At 59.9% G+C, this 17,117-nt stretch carries 13 protein-coding genes; all 13 read left to right on the forward strand.

Features of this window, described 5'->3' with window-relative positions; all coding sequences use genetic code 11:
* Positions 1-343 precede the first annotated feature (343 nt).
* The gene (locus tag DW645_RS02780; RefSeq protein ID WP_035136856.1) at positions 344-592 is read left to right on the forward strand and encodes an HPr family phosphocarrier protein; all 249 of its coding nucleotides are present in this window, start codon (positions 344-346) and stop codon (positions 590-592) included.
* A 185-nt stretch (positions 593-777) separates the two neighbouring features.
* Positions 778-1,020 (forward strand): FeoA family protein, encoded by a 243-nt coding sequence (locus DW645_RS02785; RefSeq protein WP_040358815.1) that lies wholly within the window; start codon positions 778-780, stop codon positions 1,018-1,020.
* A 39-nt stretch (positions 1,021-1,059) separates the two neighbouring features.
* Positions 1,060-1,281: a FeoA family protein gene (locus DW645_RS02790; RefSeq protein ID WP_006234774.1), complete on the forward strand. Its 222-nt coding sequence runs from the start codon at positions 1,060-1,062 to the stop codon at positions 1,279-1,281.
* 123 nt (positions 1,282-1,404) lie between these two features.
* Complete coding sequence (locus tag DW645_RS02795; RefSeq protein WP_118226178.1) at positions 1,405-3,732, forward strand: ferrous iron transporter B; 2,328 nt, start codon at positions 1,405-1,407, stop codon at positions 3,730-3,732.
* 175 nt (positions 3,733-3,907) lie between these two features.
* A complete protein-coding gene (locus tag DW645_RS02800) occupies positions 3,908-4,108 on the forward strand; it encodes a hypothetical protein (RefSeq protein ID WP_035136858.1) in 201 nt (66 codons plus the stop codon).
* Positions 4,109-4,251: 143 nt separating this feature from the next.
* The gene (locus tag DW645_RS02805; RefSeq protein WP_118226180.1) at positions 4,252-5,331 is read left to right on the forward strand and encodes a substrate-binding domain-containing protein; all 1,080 of its coding nucleotides are present in this window, start codon (positions 4,252-4,254) and stop codon (positions 5,329-5,331) included.
* A 459-nt stretch (positions 5,332-5,790) separates the two neighbouring features.
* Complete coding sequence (gene uxaC, locus DW645_RS02810; RefSeq protein ID WP_118226182.1) at positions 5,791-7,218, forward strand: glucuronate isomerase; 1,428 nt, start codon at positions 5,791-5,793, stop codon at positions 7,216-7,218.
* A gap of 96 nt (positions 7,219-7,314) precedes the next feature.
* The gene (locus DW645_RS02815; protein WP_117803648.1) at positions 7,315-8,829 is read left to right on the forward strand and encodes a tagaturonate reductase; all 1,515 of its coding nucleotides are present in this window, start codon (positions 7,315-7,317) and stop codon (positions 8,827-8,829) included.
* 78 nt (positions 8,830-8,907) lie between these two features.
* The gene (locus DW645_RS02820; RefSeq protein WP_117563663.1) at positions 8,908-10,392 is read left to right on the forward strand and encodes a UxaA family hydrolase; all 1,485 of its coding nucleotides are present in this window, start codon (positions 8,908-8,910) and stop codon (positions 10,390-10,392) included.
* A gap of 379 nt (positions 10,393-10,771) precedes the next feature.
* Complete coding sequence (locus DW645_RS02825; protein WP_158568660.1) at positions 10,772-12,331, forward strand: MFS transporter; 1,560 nt, start codon at positions 10,772-10,774, stop codon at positions 12,329-12,331.
* A gap of 114 nt (positions 12,332-12,445) precedes the next feature.
* Entirely contained in the window at positions 12,446-14,041 is a 1,596-nt protein-coding gene (locus DW645_RS02830) for a glycoside hydrolase family 28 protein (protein ID WP_118226186.1), read from the forward strand.
* Between the two features lie 131 nt (positions 14,042-14,172).
* Positions 14,173-16,338: a pectinesterase family protein gene (locus DW645_RS02835; RefSeq protein ID WP_118226188.1), complete on the forward strand. Its 2,166-nt coding sequence runs from the start codon at positions 14,173-14,175 to the stop codon at positions 16,336-16,338.
* A 69-nt stretch (positions 16,339-16,407) separates the two neighbouring features.
* A complete protein-coding gene (locus tag DW645_RS02840) occupies positions 16,408-17,076 on the forward strand; it encodes an SGNH/GDSL hydrolase family protein (protein WP_233540699.1) in 669 nt (222 codons plus the stop codon).
* The last annotated feature ends 41 nt before the right edge of the window (positions 17,077-17,117 follow it).

Genomic DNA, 17,117 nt, shown 5'->3' on the forward strand with positions numbered 1-17,117 from the left:
GGGCAGAGGCGGGGCATGCCCCGCCTCTTACACCACATCTCTGTGCGCTACCTACTGTTGCAAAAGAGGTGTCATATTTTTCGGCCTGTTCTGAGCAAAAACGGGCTCAAAATCAATTTATATAACCCCCTTTAAAGGGCGTTTGACGGCTTTCAACCTCTTCGAATCGCTCAAAGGAGGCAATTTGCTCTCGATTTTGCTGCTACTAAATTGGTGACAGTACTCATATTTGCCACTTTTTGCCCACGAGGTGTTCAGAGGAGCTCTCGACATGCATCTAACGCTACAATAACTACCACGTGGCTGGGTTTGCCAGCGAATGAGCGATGCCGCGGGAGGGGACATGGTCGAGTTTACGAAGACGATTAAAGATCCGTTGGGACTGCACGCCCGCCCGGTCGCGCTGCTCTACGATATCATTGCCAAGCATCGTAGCGACGTGTCGGTCAGCATCGGCGACCGCCATACCGATGGCCGTGACGTGATGGGCCTCATGGCACTCTACGGCGAATGTGGCGAGGACATCGTCTTTCGCGTTTCGGGCGTAGACGAGGCCTCGTGCGTCACGTCGATCAGAAACCTATCCCTCTAAGCGCAACAATGTGACAAAGGGACAGTCCCTTTGTCACATCTGTTTCATACGGGAAACTTTTTCGAAAACTGAATAGGAACCCTTTCCAAAAAGTTAACCACGTGCTAGTTTACTATAGCGAACATAGACGTGGTTAACTTTTGCTGCGTCGATGTTGAGGACGAACTGACGTTAGGAGCTCACTCATGTCTTGCGGACCGCAGATGCCGGCAATGCCGCTTTCGATGGTAAAAGCGGGCGAAACCGTGCGTGTGTCTCGTGTAAAGGGCAATGAGGATATGAAGCACCACCTTAAGGACCTCGGATTTGTCGAGGGAAGCGAAATCCACGTAGTGAGCTCGAGTGGCGCCAACATCATCGTCACGGTGCTGGGCGCTCGCTTTGGCATCGATTCCAAGGTTGCCATGCACATCATGACCGTCGGTTAGTTCGCAGCATTTCATAAAAGCTGAAAGGGGGAAAAGAATATGAAGACGTTGGGTGACGTTAAGGTGGGCGAGAGCTCTACCATCGTCAAACTTCACGGCGAGGGCGCGCTGCGCCGTCACCTTATGGACCTGGGCCTCATCAAGGGCACTTCGTTCAAGGTCGTTAAGGTTGCACCGCTCGGAGATCCGGTCGAGATCAACGTGCGCGGCTACGAGCTTTCCATCCGCAAGGAGGAGGCTGCCGTCGTCGAGGTCCAGTAAGGGCCCGCGGCAACTATTTATGCAGATAAAGTTAGGTTTTTCTAACTTAAAATTGCAATGTTGAAGCACATTATCCAGCCCGTGCGGAGAAAGCAGCGCGGGCACACAAGGAAGAAGGATTGAATGGCGGATTCTCAGATCCATGTCGCGCTGGCGGGTAACCCCAACTGCGGCAAGACCACGCTTTTCAACCTGATCACCGGCGCCAACGGCTACGTTGGCAATTGGCCCGGTGTCACGGTTGAGAAAAAGGAAGCCAAGCTCCTGAGTGACAAGAACGTCACGATTACGGACCTCCCCGGCATCTACTCGCTTTCCCCCTACAGCCCCGAGGAGCAGTGCTCGCGCGATTACCTCATGAGCGGCGAGCCCGATGTGGTCGTCCAGGTTGTCGACGCGACCAACCTTGAGCGCAATCTGTACCTGGCACTTCAGGTCATCGAGACCGGCCTGCCCGTGGTCGTGGCCCTCAACATGGCCGACCTCGTGGAGAAGAACGGCGACAAGATCGACACGGACAAGCTTTCCAAGAAGCTTGGCTGCCCGGTCATGATGATCTCGGCCCTTAAAAACAAGGGTATCAAGGAGCTGTTCGAGCAGGTCAAGAAGTCTGCTGCTTCCAAGGGCCAGGTGCCGGAGCACAAGTTCGATTCCTCCATCGAGGACGTTCTGGACCACATCGAGAACAACCTGCCGGCGAGCGTTCCCGCCAACAAGCGTCGCTACTACGCTGTCAAGCTGTTTGAGCGCGACGCGGACGCCTGCAAGCTCATCAACCTCACCAAGGAGAAGGCCGCTCGCGTCGAGCAGCTGGTCGCCCAGTGCGAGCAGGATTGCGACGACGACGCCGAGTCCATCATCACCGGCGAGCGCTATGGCGTGATTGCCCACATTATCGACGAGTGCATGACCAAGGCTCCGGCCAAGATGAGCACCTCCGAGAAGATCGACCGCGTGGTTACCAACCGTATCCTGGGCCTGCCGATCTTTGTGGTCATCATGTTCTGCGTGTACTACATCGCCGTTTCCACCCTGGGCGGCACGGTGACCGACTTCACCAACGACCAGCTCTTCGGCACCGACGGCTGGTACGTGCTCGGTCAGGGTCGCGACGCCTATGACGCAGCTGTTGGGGCTGCGGGCGACAACGCCGACTCGGTCGACCCAGCACAGTACGGCCCCTATGTCCCGGGTATCACCACCGCGGTGCATGACGCTCTCGTGGCGGGCGGTACCGAGGACGGTGGCCTCGTCGATTCGCTGGTCTGCGACGGCATCGTGGCTGGCATCGGCGCCATCATGGGCTTCGTCCCGCAGATGTTCCTGCTCTTTGTGATGCTGTCTTTCTTGGAGGACTGCGGCTACATGGCCCGCGTCGCCTTCATCATGGACCGCGTGTTCCGCCGCTTTGGCCTGTCCGGTAAGTCCTTTATCCCCATGCTCGTGTCCTCGGGCTGCGGCGTCCCCGGCGTCATGGCTACCAAGACCATCGAGAACGAGAAGGACCGCCGCATGACGGTCATGACCACCACGTTCATCCCTTGCGGCGCCAAGCTGCCGATCATCGCCCTGCTTATGGGTTCCATCATTGGCGACTCTTCTACCACCGCTGCGTGGATCAGCCCGCTCTTCTACTTCCTGGGCGTCTTTGCCGTCATTGCCTCGGGCCTTATGCTCAAGAAGACCAAGCTCTTCGCCGGCCGCCCGACGCCGTTTGTTATGGAGCTTCCTGCCTACCACTTCCCGGCGATCCGCTCTTGGGCGCTGCACGTGTGGGAGCGCTGCTTCGCATTTATCAAGAAGGCCGGCACGGTCATCTTTGCGTCCACCGTCGTCGTTTGGTTCCTCTCCAACTTTGGTAGCTACAACGGCGCCTTTGGCTACCTGCCTTCCATGGAGGGCATCCCCGAGGAGTTCATGGATTACTCCGTGCTTGCCATGTTCGGCAACCTGGTCGCTTGGATCTTCGCCCCGCTCGGCTTTAGCACCTGGCAGGCCACCGCACTGACCGTCTCTGGCCTCGTCGCCAAGGAGAACGTTGTCGCCACCGCCGGCTCGCTGCTGTCCGTTGCCGACGCCGGCGAGACCGACCCGAGCCTGTGGACCGCGTTTGCGGCTATGTTCCCGACCATGGGCGCTTGCGTCGCCTTTGGCGCTTTCAACCTGCTGTGCGCTCCGTGCTTTGCCGCTATCGGCACCATCCGTAACCAGATGAACTCCGGTAAGTGGACCGCGATTGCCATCGGCTACGAGTGTGCCTTTGCTTGGGTCATCGGCCTGTTCATCAACCAGTTCTATAACCTGCTTGTGTTGGGCCAGTTTGGTATTTGGACGGTTGTAGCCATTGTGCTGCTGGTTGCGATGCTCTTCCAGATCTTCCGTCCCATGCCTAAGCACGCTTGGACCGACGAGGACGAGACCAACACCGCTTCCGCCGCAGTTTCCGCTTAAGTCCGAATAAGGATTAGCCCCTTTCCACGAGCCCGGGTGTCCCAGCGACACTCGGGCTTTTTGGTGGGGGAGATGTGGCGTTTCCGCAGATAAAACCGACCAAAATAAACCTGTCCCTTTTTGGTAGGTGGAGAATGGGGTAAAGTAAGTGGTGGCTAACTAGAGGAGGCTTGCTATGGCACCTATCGATATTGTTGTACTGGCTGTTATCGGTATTGCGTTTGTCGCCGTGTGCGTACGCATCTACCGCAAGGGAACCTGCGCCGACTGCGCTCAGGGCGGCGTTTGCACGGGACATTGCTCCAACAAAAAGACTTGCGCCGCACTTAAGGGCGTGGACAAAATTGCCGAAGACTTGGGCCGCGGTATCAAGTAAGGTCCGTCATCCAAGCGCCTCGCGAGCATCCGTTCGCGGGGCGCTTTGCACATTTGGGGGAGAGCGCGGCGAGTTGAAGAGTGATTTTGGGGTATCGTTACCTGTACTGTTAATTGGCAACTTATCTATAACGGAGTAACCCCATGAGCGCTCGCGTAACCATGAAGGACATAGCCGCTGAGCTTGGCGTTTCCATCAATACCGTGCACAAGGCCCTGACGGGTAAGGCCGGCGTGAGCGAATCCGTGCGCTCCAAGGTGAATGCTAAGGCCGAGGCCATGGGCTACCATCGCAACACAAGTGCCTCGAGCCTGCGACGCAAGGATGTCAACCTGGTGTTTTGCCTGCCCCGCGCATCGCGCGAGGGGGCGTACTTTTTCCGTTACCTTTGGGAAGGCTGCAACCGCTTTGAGCAGGAGGTCATCGATCAGGGCATTACGGTTGAGCGCGTAGAATTTGGCGTGGGCGGCTACGCCGATGCGCTCGAGCAGATTGATGAGCGTCTGCAGGTAGGCGAGAAGATTGACGGCCTGCTTGCCTATGTTCCGGGCGATGACCGCGCGACCGAGCTTTTGAGGCAGATTGCCGAGGCGGGCGTGGCGATTGAGCTCGTCGACGGCGACCGACCGCACCTCGATCGCCTGGGTGCCAGTCTGGCGGACTATTCCGCGGCGGGCAGCCTTATGGCAGAGCAGGCGGCTAACCTGGTCCACGCTTCTGGGGTTGACGCCCGCGTGCTCCTGTTGGCGGGCGATCCCTATACCGACTCACACTACCTGACCGCCCGCGCCTTTCATAATTACCTGCGCGAACACGATATTCCATGGCAGGTTGAGGACCTTGCCGGCGCCCATGCGCAAGTCAAACAGCTCGAGCGCGAGCTTGAGCAGCGCTTGAGTGCGCCGGATGCTCCCGAGCTCATCTGTAGCGTTTTTGCCGTTGGTTCCGAGGTGGTCGCCGACGCGCTTGTTTCAAGCGGCAAGGCCGGCAAGGTCATGGTAATCGGCAACGACCTGTTCCCCGAGAGCGCCTTGGCCTTGCGCCGTGGCATCTTTACCAATATTGTCTATAAGGACCCGGTGAGCCTGGCCTACCGTGGCGCTAAGACTTTGGGCGAGTATTTGCTGTGGGGTAAAACTCCGGCGGAGCCCGTGCAGAAGGGTGCTGTGGAGATGGTGTTTGCCAGCAACGTCGACCGCTACTGCGAGCTTGCGGGAATTTAGCCGTTTGGTCAGGTACCCCCTCTTGCGACGTGCATTTTTTGGAGTATTCAGCAATGGCGTGTCCCGAAAGAGGTTAGGACGACTGTTTTAAGTGCCCCCGATGGCGTAATTCGCCATCGGGGGCACTTATTTATGCCGATTGGGCGCAATATGAGCATCAGATAGGGCTTCGAAGACGGTGCGCGGTGCGCTCCGATGCTGAATACTCCCAAAAATGCACGGCGGAACATGACCCACCTGGCCAAAGCGCTCAAGTTCGGTATTCGGGGACGCCTGCCAATTCGCAATACATACAAGTCACGGCTCCAGTAACCGTTGAACGGGCAAAATCGACCGTTCACCCCATGGTGGTTAGGTGAACGTTCACCTTTTAAGTCGCAATGAACTAGTATAGTGAACGTTCACATAGAGGATAACGAGCGTATCGTGCGCCCGCTCCGCCAACAAAGGGGTTGTTTGATGAAAAACTTCATGGACGATCAGGATTTCCTGCTGAGCACCAAAACCGGTGAGGAGCTGTTCCACAACTTTGCCGAGGGCATGCCCATCGTTGACTACCACTGCCACATTTCTCCCAAGGAGATCTGGGACGACAAGCGTTTTGAGAACATCACCGAGGTTTGGCTGGGCGGTGACCACTACAAGTGGCGCCTGATGCGTGCCAACGGCGTCGACGAGCGCTTCATTACCGGCGATGCCCCTGCTCGCGAGAAGTTCCAGAAGTGGGCCGAGACCCTGGGCCGTTGCGTGGGCAACCCCGTCTTTGAGTGGAGCCACCTGGAGCTTAAGCGTTACTTTGGCTACGAGGGCGTCCTGAACGGCAAAACCGCTCAGGAGGTCTGGGACCTTGCCAACGCCAAGCTCGCCGAGGCCAGCTTTACCTGCCGCAACCTCATCAAGCAGTCCAACGTCCGCATGATCTGCACTACCGACGACCCCGCCGACAGCTTTGAGTGGCACAAGAAGATTGCCGCCGACGACAGTTTTGACGTTCAGGTCGTTCCCGCCATGCGCCCCGATGCCGCCCTGCGCATCGAGCGTGGCCAGGAGTTCGCCGACTACTGCAAGCATCTCTCCGAGGTTGCTGGCGTTGAGATCAGCGACTTCGAGGGCATGAAGGCCGCCATCTCCAAGCGCTACGAGGTCGCCCACGAGCTGGGCTGCCGCGCTTCCGACCACGCGCTCGACTACGTTATGTACGTTCCGGCTACCGCCGACGAGATCGAGACTATCTTTGCCAAGGGCCTTGCCGCCGAGCCGCTTACCGAGGACGAGGTCCTCAAGTACAAGACGGCCTTTATGCAGTTCGTCGCCGGCGAGTATGTCCGCCTTGGCTGGGCCATGCAGCTGCACTTTGGCTGCAAGCGTGACAACAACCGCGCTATGTTCGCCAAGCTCGGTCCCGACACCGGCTACGACTGCATCTCCAACTACACGCCGTCCGACCAGCTGGCCGATTTCCTCAACTCCATCCAGGAGTCCACGGGTCTGCCCAAGACCATCCTGTACAGCCTGAACCCCATCGACAACACCATGATCGATACCGTGATGGGCTGCTTCCAGGAGGCTCCGACCGCCGGCAAGATCCAGAACGGCTCTGCCTGGTGGTTCAACGACAACGAGGTTGGTATGCGCGAGCAGCTCACGGCTCTGGCCAACGAGGGCGTGCTGGGCAACTTTGTGGGCATGCTTACCGATTCCCGCTCCTTCCTGTCCTACCCGCGTCATGAGTACTTCCGTCGCGTGCTGTGCGGCGTGATCGGCGAGTGGGTCGAGCAGGGCAAGTATCCGGCCGACATGGAGCTGCTGGGAGCCATCGTGCGCGACATTAGCTACAACAACGCGGTCCGCTACTTTGGCTTTGACCTGGATACCGTCGAGGCCTAAACCCGCATCGAATCACACCGAACTCGGGAGCGCCGTTGCCACACGCGGCGCCCCCGTTTTGCCTGCACGCTAACAGCAATCTAAGGAGAGACATCGATGGAGAACATCAGCTACGAGACGCTCGAGAAGATCGGCTACAAGGGCTACCTGCTGCCCAAGGACGCGCCCGAGAAGGTTCTGCAGTTTGGCGAGGGCAATTTCCTGCGCGCCTTCGTCGACCGCTTCTTTGACATGGGCAACGAGGCAACCGGCTGGAACGGCAAGGTTGTCATGGTCCAGCCCATCAGCGGTGCCTTTGGCTTTGCCGACGGCATTAACGCTCAGGATGACCTGTACACCGTGCTGGTGCGCGGCAAGGAGAGCGGCAACACGGTCGACGAGTCCCGTGTGATCAGCGCCTGCAGCCGCTGCCTCAATCCGTATCGCGAGGACGACTACCGCGCCATGATGGAGGTCGCCGTCTCCGACGATTTGGAGATTATCGTCTCCAACACCACCGAGGCCGGTATCGCCTACGATCCGTCCTGCAAGGCCGACGACATGCCGCCCGCGAGCTTCCCCGCCAAGCTTGCCCAGGTGCTCCACACCCGCTGGGCCGCCGGCAAGCCGGGCGTCATCGTGCTCGCCTGTGAGCTCATCGATCACAACGGCGAGGAGCTGCTGCGCATCATGAACCAGTACGTGAGCGACTGGGGCTGGGAGGACGAGTTTGCGCAGTGGATGGCCAACGACTGCACCGTCTGCACCACGCTCGTCGACACTATCGTCCCCGGCCGTATCCGCGACCCTAAGGAGGCCGCTGCCGTGGCCGAGCGCCTGGGCTACGAGGATCCCTTCCTGGCCGTGCGCGAGCCCTTCCAGATGTGGGGTATCCAGGGCGATGAGTCGCTCAAGGAGCGTCTGCCCTTCGTGAAGGCCGGCCTGCCGGGCGTCTTTGTGACCCCCGATGTCACCCCGTACAAGAAGCGCAAGGTCCGCATCCTCAACGGCGCCCACACTGCCTTTGTTCCGGGTTCCTGGGTTGCCGGCTTTGACATCGTGCGCGATTGCATGCACGACGAGACCGTTCGCGGCTTCATGAACACCATGCTCTACGACGAGGTCATCCCGACGCTTGCCGCCGACCTGGACGTCGAGGACTGCAAGGCCTTTGCTGCCGCCGTCGAGAACCGCTTCGACAACCCGTTTATCGACCACGCGCTGCTCTCCATTTGCCTCAACTCAACCGCCAAATGGCGTGCTCGCGACCTGCCCACGCTCAAGGACTATGTTGCCGAGACCGGCAACCTGCCCAAGTGCCTGGCGACGAGCCTCGCTACGCTCATTGCCTTCTATACGCAGGAACTCGTTGCTCGCGAGGGTGACGGCCTGCACCTGCGCCGCGCCGACGGCACCGAGTACACCGCTCAGGACGATGCCTTCGTGCTCGACTTCTACGCCGCCCACGCCGGTGCAGACGATGCCGAGCTGGTGCACGACGTGCTCAGCAACGAGCAGATGTGGGGCGAGGACCTTACGCAGATCGCCGGCCTTGAGGAGTTTGTCGTCAACGCGCTTGCCGTTGTGCGCGCCGAGGGCGCCAAGCAGGCCTTCGCCAACGCCCAGGCCTAAATCCTTCTGTGCGCGCGCCGGGCAACTGGCGGGCGCCCGCTGACTTCTGCTCAACCTGTAGGGTTAGGACCATTTGTAATGAACACTATCCAGATCAATCCGGCCGATAACGTGATCGTCGCGCTGTCGCCGCTTGCCAAGGGCACCGCCGTCGCGGTTCCCGGGGTGGGCGAGGTCGTTGCCGCGGAGGATATTCCGCAGGGCCACAAGATGGCCGTGCGTGCCATTGCGGCGGGGGAAGACGTCGTCAAGTACGGTCTTCCTATCGGTCACGTGACGGGCGACATCCAGCCCGGTCAGTGGCTTCATACGCATAACGTCAAGACCAACCTTTCGGGCGAGGTCGAGTACGCTTACAACCCGACGCATCCGGTCGTTGAGCCGGTTGAGCCCGAGACCTTTATGGGCTTCCGCCGCGCTGACGGCCGCGCCGCCACGCGCAACGAGCTGTGGATCATCCCCACGGTCGGCTGCGTCAACGAGGTCGCACGTGCCATGTGCGAGCAGGCTCAGGATCTGGTCGAGGGCTCGCTGGAGGGCGTTTACTACTTCCCGCATCCCTTTGGCTGCTCACAGACCGGTGCCGACCATGCCCAGACGCGCCGCTTGTTGGTGGCGCTCTCGCGTCACGCAAACGCTGCGGGTGTGCTGTTCCTGTCCCTCGGTTGCGAAAACTGCACGCACCAGCAGGTACTCGACGAGCTCGGTGACTTCGATCGCGAGCGCGTTCGATTCCTCGCCTGCCAGGATGTAGCCGACGAGCAGGTCGAGGGTCACAAGATCCTGTCCGAGCTTGCCGACCTGGCCAAGCAGGCCAAGCGTGAGCCCATTCCTGCCTCCGAGCTGGTCATTGGCCTTAAGTGCGGCGGCTCTGACGGTCTTTCGGGCATTACCGCCAACCCCACGATCGGTCGCGTGAGCGATATGGTTGTCGCCCGCGGCGGCACGTCGGTGCTCACCGAGGTGCCCGAGATGTTTGGCGCGGAGAGCATTCTGCTCGATCGCTGTGAGAGCCAGGACGTCTTTAACGCAGCTGCCGACATGCTCAACGGCTTTAAGGACTACTTTATCAGCCACGGCGAGGTCGTCTATGAGAACCCGAGCCCCGGCAACAAGGACGGCGGCATTACCACGCTCGAGGACAAGAGCTGCGGCTGCGTGCAAAAGGGCGGATCTGCCCCCATCGTCGACGTGCTGCCGTATGCCGGTCAGGCTACCAAGCATGGCCTGAACATGCTGTGCGGTCCGGGCAACGACATGGTATCCACCACGGCCCTGACGGCTGCCGGCTGCCACGTGATCCTGTTCTCGACCGGCCGCGGCACGCCGTTTGGCGCACCGGCGCCTACACTCAAGGTGTTCACCAACCAGCGTCTGTGCGACCACAAGGCCAACTGGATGGACTTTAACGCCGGCGTGGTGGCTACGGGCGAGCGCACGCTCGATGAGGCTGCCGACGACCTGTATCAGATGGTGCTGGACACGGCGAGCGGCAAGCTTACGAGTGCCGAGCGTCGCGGCTGCCACGAGATCAGCATTTGGAAGGATGGCGTCTGCCTGTAGCGGTAAATGGGTTCGCATAGGGCGCTATTGACCATGGCCCCGTCGGGAGTGTTCCCGGCGGGGCCATGTTTGTTCTGTCTGTTCGGGCGTGTCTTCCTGAGGGTACGGGAGCGGCGAAAACAATAAACGTTCACCTAATCGACCTCAAATTTAAACCCACTCAATACCCATGTAATCGTGATTTTTTTCAAGTCAGATATCCGTTTAACGGCAAAAAACGACCGTTCAAGGATAATATACAAGTGAACGTTCACCTATCATAAGCAATCGCGCATAATCTAGCTAAACGTTCACCCTGCGAGTGGACGACATGCAGACAGACGTCGGTATGGACTCCAATGTCTTGTTACAAGACAATCGAGAAAAGAGAGGGAGCTCGATGACTAATAAGATCGGAAAAAAGCGCAAGATCACATTCTGGACGCGCTTGGGCTTTGGTATGGGCGGTATGCTCAACTCCGGCGCCCTGAGCTTTACGCACAGCTACATGGTGCTGTTCCTGTCCACGGAGTGCGGCCTGTCCGCAGGCGAGGCTGCGCTGATCAGCTCGTTCGCCATCTACCTCAACGCCATTCTGTGCCCGCTGATGGGTTTTGTGGCCGATAACTTCTATGCCACTAAGATCGGCCGCATCTTTGGCCGCCGCCGTTTCTGGATCTTGCTGGCTATCCCGATGATGGTCGCCGAGCCGCTCATCTTTGTGGCTACGCCGTTCGGTTTCCCGTACTACTTTGCGCTGTACCTGATCTACAACGTCGCGTACACGTTCTGCACCGCCAACCTGTCGCCGCTGACCATCGAGATGACCGACGACTTCAAGGAGCGTACGTACCTCACCGGCTACAAGCACCTCTTTGGTAACGCCGCCGGCTTCCTGATGGCAGCACTCGTCGGCTTTGGCTTTGGCACCTTCGGCGAGACCAACCCGTTCAGCTACTTCATCATCGCTACGATCAACGCTTCGGTCATGGCAATCTCGCTGCTGTGCGTGTACCTGTCTACGTGGGAGCACACCCCCGAGGAGGTCGCTCAGGAGAAGATCGAGAGCGTCGGCGAGGGTATCAAGAAGTTCTTCATCGACGTTGTCTCCACCTTCCGCAACAAGTCCTTCCGCAAGGTCCTGTATGCGCAGGTCTCCACGAAGCTCGCTGCTGCCTGCTGGTCTGCCTGCCTGTCCTTCTTCATCGTCTACTGCTTGCAGATTCCTAAGTCCTACGAGTCCGTGATGGAGATGCCCGGCAAGGTCGTCGCTATCGTCTGCACTGCCATCTGGGTCGCCCTCATGGCCAAGAAGGGCTTCCACAAGTCTTGGTACCTGGCAAACGTCGGTTGCGCCGCGTGCATCATCGCCTACAACTACTTCGCCTTTGGTCAGATCAACGGCACCTCCACGGTCGCCATCGTCATGATCGCCTACCCCATCATCTTCGCCATCTGGAAGTTCTTCTACGTTGGCTTCCAGTATCTGCCCGATGTTCTGCTCAACTACATCCCCGATGTCGATGAGCTCATCACCCTGCGTCGTCGCGAGGGCATCTACAGCTCCGCACAGCAGCTCTGCCAGCAGATCGCCCAGGCTGTTGCCGTCAACGTATGGGCTATCGTCCTTGCTGCCTCCGGCTTCATTCAGACCGCCGGCAACAGCGACGCCGTGACCCAGCCCGCCACCGTGCCTCTGTACATCTGCGGCTACATGCTCATCGGCTGCGCCGGCTTCTTCCTGCTCGCGGCCGTCCTTGCCCGCGGCATCAAGATCGACAAGGAGCAGTGCGACATCCTTTGCGACGAGATCCACCGTGTCAAGGAGGGTGGCAAGATGGCTGACGTCAAGCCCGAGGTCAAGGCGCTTTGCGAGGAGCTCTCCGGCTTTAAGTACGAGGACTGCTTCGCCCACAACAATGTTGGCTTCCAGGACGGCAGCGTAATTCCCGCCGAGTAGGGCAGGCGCATCGTCCAAACCAAAGGGCCGTGCCACCGGAGACCCACCGGCGGGTGCGGCCCTTTTTTAAAAACGAGTAGTATGAACTTCTGATTACATTTGAGGGAGAGACCCATGGAGACGAACGTTATCTGGCGCAATGCCCGCGCGGCCGTTATCGAGCTTGACGATGGCGGCTACTTTACCTGTGCCGATACGTGGGAGATCTTTGTCAACGATGAGCCCGCCGGTACCACGAATACGGTCGAGACCTATGTCGATGGCCTGACCCCCGGCAAGCGCAACCTGATCCGCTTTGTCTGCGACGAGCGCGAGTTGAGCGTAGGCGTCACCACGCCGGCGGAGCCCTTTACCATCAACGTTCGCGACTGCGGAGCCAAGGGCGATGCCGAGCACGATGACACCACCAACATTCAGGCTGCCATCATGGCCTGCCCCAAGGGCGGGCGCGTGCTGATCCCCGCCGGCAACTACCGCATCAAGTCCCTCTTCCTTAAGAGCAATATCAACATCGAGCTTGCCGAGGGCGCGGTGCTGCTGGCCCGCCACGACCGCGCCGCGCTTGCCTACATTCCGGGTACGGTCGCGGGCGACGAGGGCGCCGGGTATGCCGGCACCGACATGCTGCCCCTGGGCCGCTGGGAGGGCGAGAGCTTCTCGACCTACTGTTCGACCTTTACGGGCCTGAGCGTGCACGACGTGTGCATCTATGGCCGCGGCGCCATCGACGGTCAGACCGATTTTGCCGAGGACAACTGGTGGAATAAGGACTTTAAGAACATCTTCCGTCCCGAGGAGGGCCGCGAGGTCGCCCGCCCGCGCATGATCTTCCTGTCCGAGTGCGAAAACGTGAGTCTTGCCGGCTTTACCGTGCGCAACAGCCCGGCGTGGAATATCCATCCCATTCTGTGCGAGCACGTCGATGCCCTGTGCCTGTCCATCGAGGGTCCCAAGAACTCCCACAACACCGACGGTTTTGATCCCGAGAGCTGCGGTTTTGTCCGCATCCTTGGCTGTCAGTTCTCGGTGGGGGACGACTGCATCGCCATCAAGAGCGGCAAACTGGGCATTGAACCCGAGCTCCGTCCCGCCACGCACGACGTGCTGATCTCGCACTGCTACATGCACGACGGCCACGGCGCCGTGGTGCTGGGATCCGAGGCCGCCGGCGGCATCAAGGACCTCACCGTGAGCAAGTGCCTCTTTGAGCGCACCGACCGCGGCCTGCGCGTCAAGACACGCCGCGGACGCGGCAAGGACGCCGTCAACGAGGGCATCACCTTCGAGCACATTCGCATGGATAAGGTGCTCACGCCCTTCGTGGTCAACTCGTTCTACTTCTGCGACAAGGACGGCAAGACCGACTACGTGCAGTCTCGTGAGGCGCTGCCCGTCGACGACCGTACGCCCGGCTTTGGCGCCACGACGTTTTGCGATATCGAGGCCACCAACTGCCATGCGGCCGCGGCCTATATCACGGGCCTTCCCGAGAGCAAGGTGACGCGCCTGACGTTCCAAGATGTCCATGTGACCTTTGCCGCCGATGCCGAGCCCTTTGTGCCGGCCATGGCCTGCGGCGTGGAGCCCATGGTGCGCCAGGGCATCATCGCGCAGAACGTGAAAGTCCTCGACCTGCAGAACGTGCGCATCGAGGGTCAGGATGGCGACGAGCTGCAGCTGCAAAACGTCGACAAGGTTATCCGCGCGTAGGGTAGTGCTCCTGCACAAGTGAATACGGCATGTTGAGGCGTGCGACGGTTGGGTCTGCCCGGCTGTCGCACGCAATCTATAGGTGCCGGTATTGCATGGTGGGTGTTCTGTGACAGAAAGCGTAAAGACAGATGAGTGGTAAAGAACAGCTCTTTGAGGTATCGCTCGAACGCGAAGGCGCGTATCGCAGCATTTCGGCGGCGCTCGAGGCGGCGGAGCGGTGTGTGCCCGATGCGACCGTGCCGGTGCGCGTGCTGGTGGCGCCGGGTGAGTACCGCGAGCAGGTCGAAATTCGTCGTCCGCATGTGACGCTCGAGGGCGAGACGGCCGACAGCGTGCGTATCGTGGGAGGCCTGGGTGCCAAGATGCCTTCGGAAGATGGTAGCGGCCAGGATGGAAGACTCGGCACCTTCCGTACGTACACGGTGCTGGTCGATGCCGACGACGTGACGCTTGCGGGTCTAACAATCGAAAACAACGCTGGTGATGGGCGCGAGGTCGGCCAGGCGATTGCCCTGTATGCCGATGGTGACCGCCTGGTTGTCGATGCCTGCTGCATTAAGGGACACCAGGACACGCTCTTTTTGGGGCCGCTGCCGCCGCGCGAGGCCAAGCCGGGCGGCTTTATAGGCCCCAAGCAGTTCGCCCCGCGCCGCGTGGGGCGGCAGTATTTTCGACGTTGCCGGATCGAGGGCGATGTCGACTTTATCTTTGGCGGCGCGCGTGCCTACTTTGAGGGGTGTGAGATTCGCTCGCTCAACCGCGATATGGATGTCAACGGGTATGTAACGGCAGCCTCCACGCCTCAGGGCGAGCCGTACGGATTTGTGTTTCATGGCTGTTCGTTTACAGCCGATGAGGGCATTGCCCCCGGATCGGTCTATCTGGGTCGTCCATGGCGCGAGTGGGCCCAGACCGTTTTGCTCGAATGCTGGCTGGGCCCCCATATTTCACTCGAGGGTTGGTGGGATTGGAATAAGCCAGCGGCACATGACGGCACCCTGTATGCCGGTGGTACCCTGTTTGGCCCGGCGGGCGATACTGTCGCTTGGGTGCCGTGGGCGCATTGCCTGACTGGTCAGGATTCCGAACGCTATGCGCGTGACCGAGTGCTTGCCGGCACGGATGGTTGGGATCCCGAGGGCGGCGACGGTGATGCGGTAGAGACGGTCGGGCTATCTGCCAATGGCCGCACCGTGCACATCGAGACGTACTACGAGGACGAGCCTGCGCTGCGCGCCCGACTGAAGCGCGAAGGGCGCTCGGCCGCATTTACGGGCAAGACTCCCACAGACTTTGAGGCATGGAAGGCTGCGACCAGGACTCGTCTGTACGATATTTTGGGTCTTTCGCTTATGGACCGCGCCCCGATTGAGATTCGTGAGCTCAATCGCGTGCGGGTTGCCGGCGGCATCGTGCGTACTCATGCGCTGTTGCAGGTTGAGCACGATGTGTGGATGCCGTTTTACCTGTTGGAGCCGTCCCGCCCCAAGCTTGACGAGCGGGGACTCAAGCGCTGCTATATCTGCCCGCATGGTCACCAGGGGGCGGGTGCTGCAAGCATAGCCGGCGTTGCGGGCGTGCCGGCGGTCGACGATGCCGTGCGTAAGTTCAATTACGACTACGGTCTGCGTTTGGCGCGCATGGGTTACGTGACCGTCTGCCCCGATGCGCGTGGTTGGGGATACCGTCGTGACTGGAAGGGTCAGGGCGACGACGAGAACAGCTACCTGCGCGGTACGTGTCTGAATCAAGCACGTATGGCCGAGCCGCTGGGTCTTACGGTCGCGGGCCTCAACGCCTGGGACAACATGCGCTTGATTGATTACTTGGAGACACGCGGTGACATTGCCATGGACGACCTGGGCTGCTTTGGTTTTTCGGGCGGCGGTTACATGACGTTGTACCTGTCCGCGCTCGACCCACGCGTGCGCAAGGCGTTTGTCTCGGGCTATCTGTACGGCGTTGATGATTCGCTACTGCACCTCAACGGTAATTGCAGCTGCAATTACACGCCTGGACTCTGGCGTCTGCTCGACATGGGCGACATTGCATCGCTTGTCGCGCCACGGCCGCTCTTGGTTCAGAGCTGCGAGAAAGACCATCTCAACGGCGCCCGCGGGCTTGCGAACGTAGACGAGCAGCTCGATATCGTTCGCGACGCCTACGCGCTGCTGGGCAAGGACGAAAACCTTCTGCACGAGGTCTGCCCGGGTGGACACCACCTGGGCGTGGCGCATCTTGCCGAGGATATCGAATGGCTCGATTCGCAAGTTGCGGAATACGCCCACGCATAGTCCTTCGGTATGTTGCAAATGAACGGTATGTACCTGTATGACCGCCGGTGTGCGGGTGAGGAGAAGAATATGGAACCGAAAAACTTGAGCGAATCGACCATCTGCTGCTTTGGCGACTCGACCACCTGGGGCGATAACGGATGCGGTGGGGGAGGCAACGATATCTCCTGGACTTCGCATCTAGGAGCGCTGCTGGGCGGCGCTACGGTCGAGAATTTTGGTATTAAGGGTTCGCGTATTGCCGTCAAGGCCGACCGTACCGATTCGTTTGTCGAGCGTTTGGACGGCATCGATCACGCGGCAGACGTCTGCATCGTCTTTGGCGGCGTTAACGACTTTAGCCGTAACGTGCCGCTAGGCGAGCCGGGCAGCACCGACGTACACGAGTTCTATGGCGCGCTCGATTATCTCATCCGTACCATCACGGCTCGCTCGCCCCGGTTGAGGCTCGTGCTTATGACGCCGTGCAAGACGAGCGGAAAGCACGAGAAGGATATCCCGGCAAGCAACGAGGCCAACCATCTGGGCCTGACGCAAGACGCCTATGTGCAGGCGATGCTGGAGGTTTGCGACCGCTACTCGGTGCCGGTGATCGACCTCTATGCGCAAAGCGGTATCAGCCCGTTTTTGCCGGAGCACCGCGAGCTCTACATGCCGGACGGTCTGCATTACAGCCCTGCCGGCTATGAGCGCCTGGCGCATCGCATCGCTGCGGGCCTCACCGCCGTTTGCCGTTAAAAGTTTGCCGTTCACGGGGATTATAGGGTTAACGTTCACCC

It is taken from the genome of Collinsella sp. AM23-17 (assembly GCF_003470945.1).
Lineage (GTDB): Bacteria > Actinomycetota > Coriobacteriia > Coriobacteriales > Coriobacteriaceae > Collinsella > Collinsella aerofaciens_O.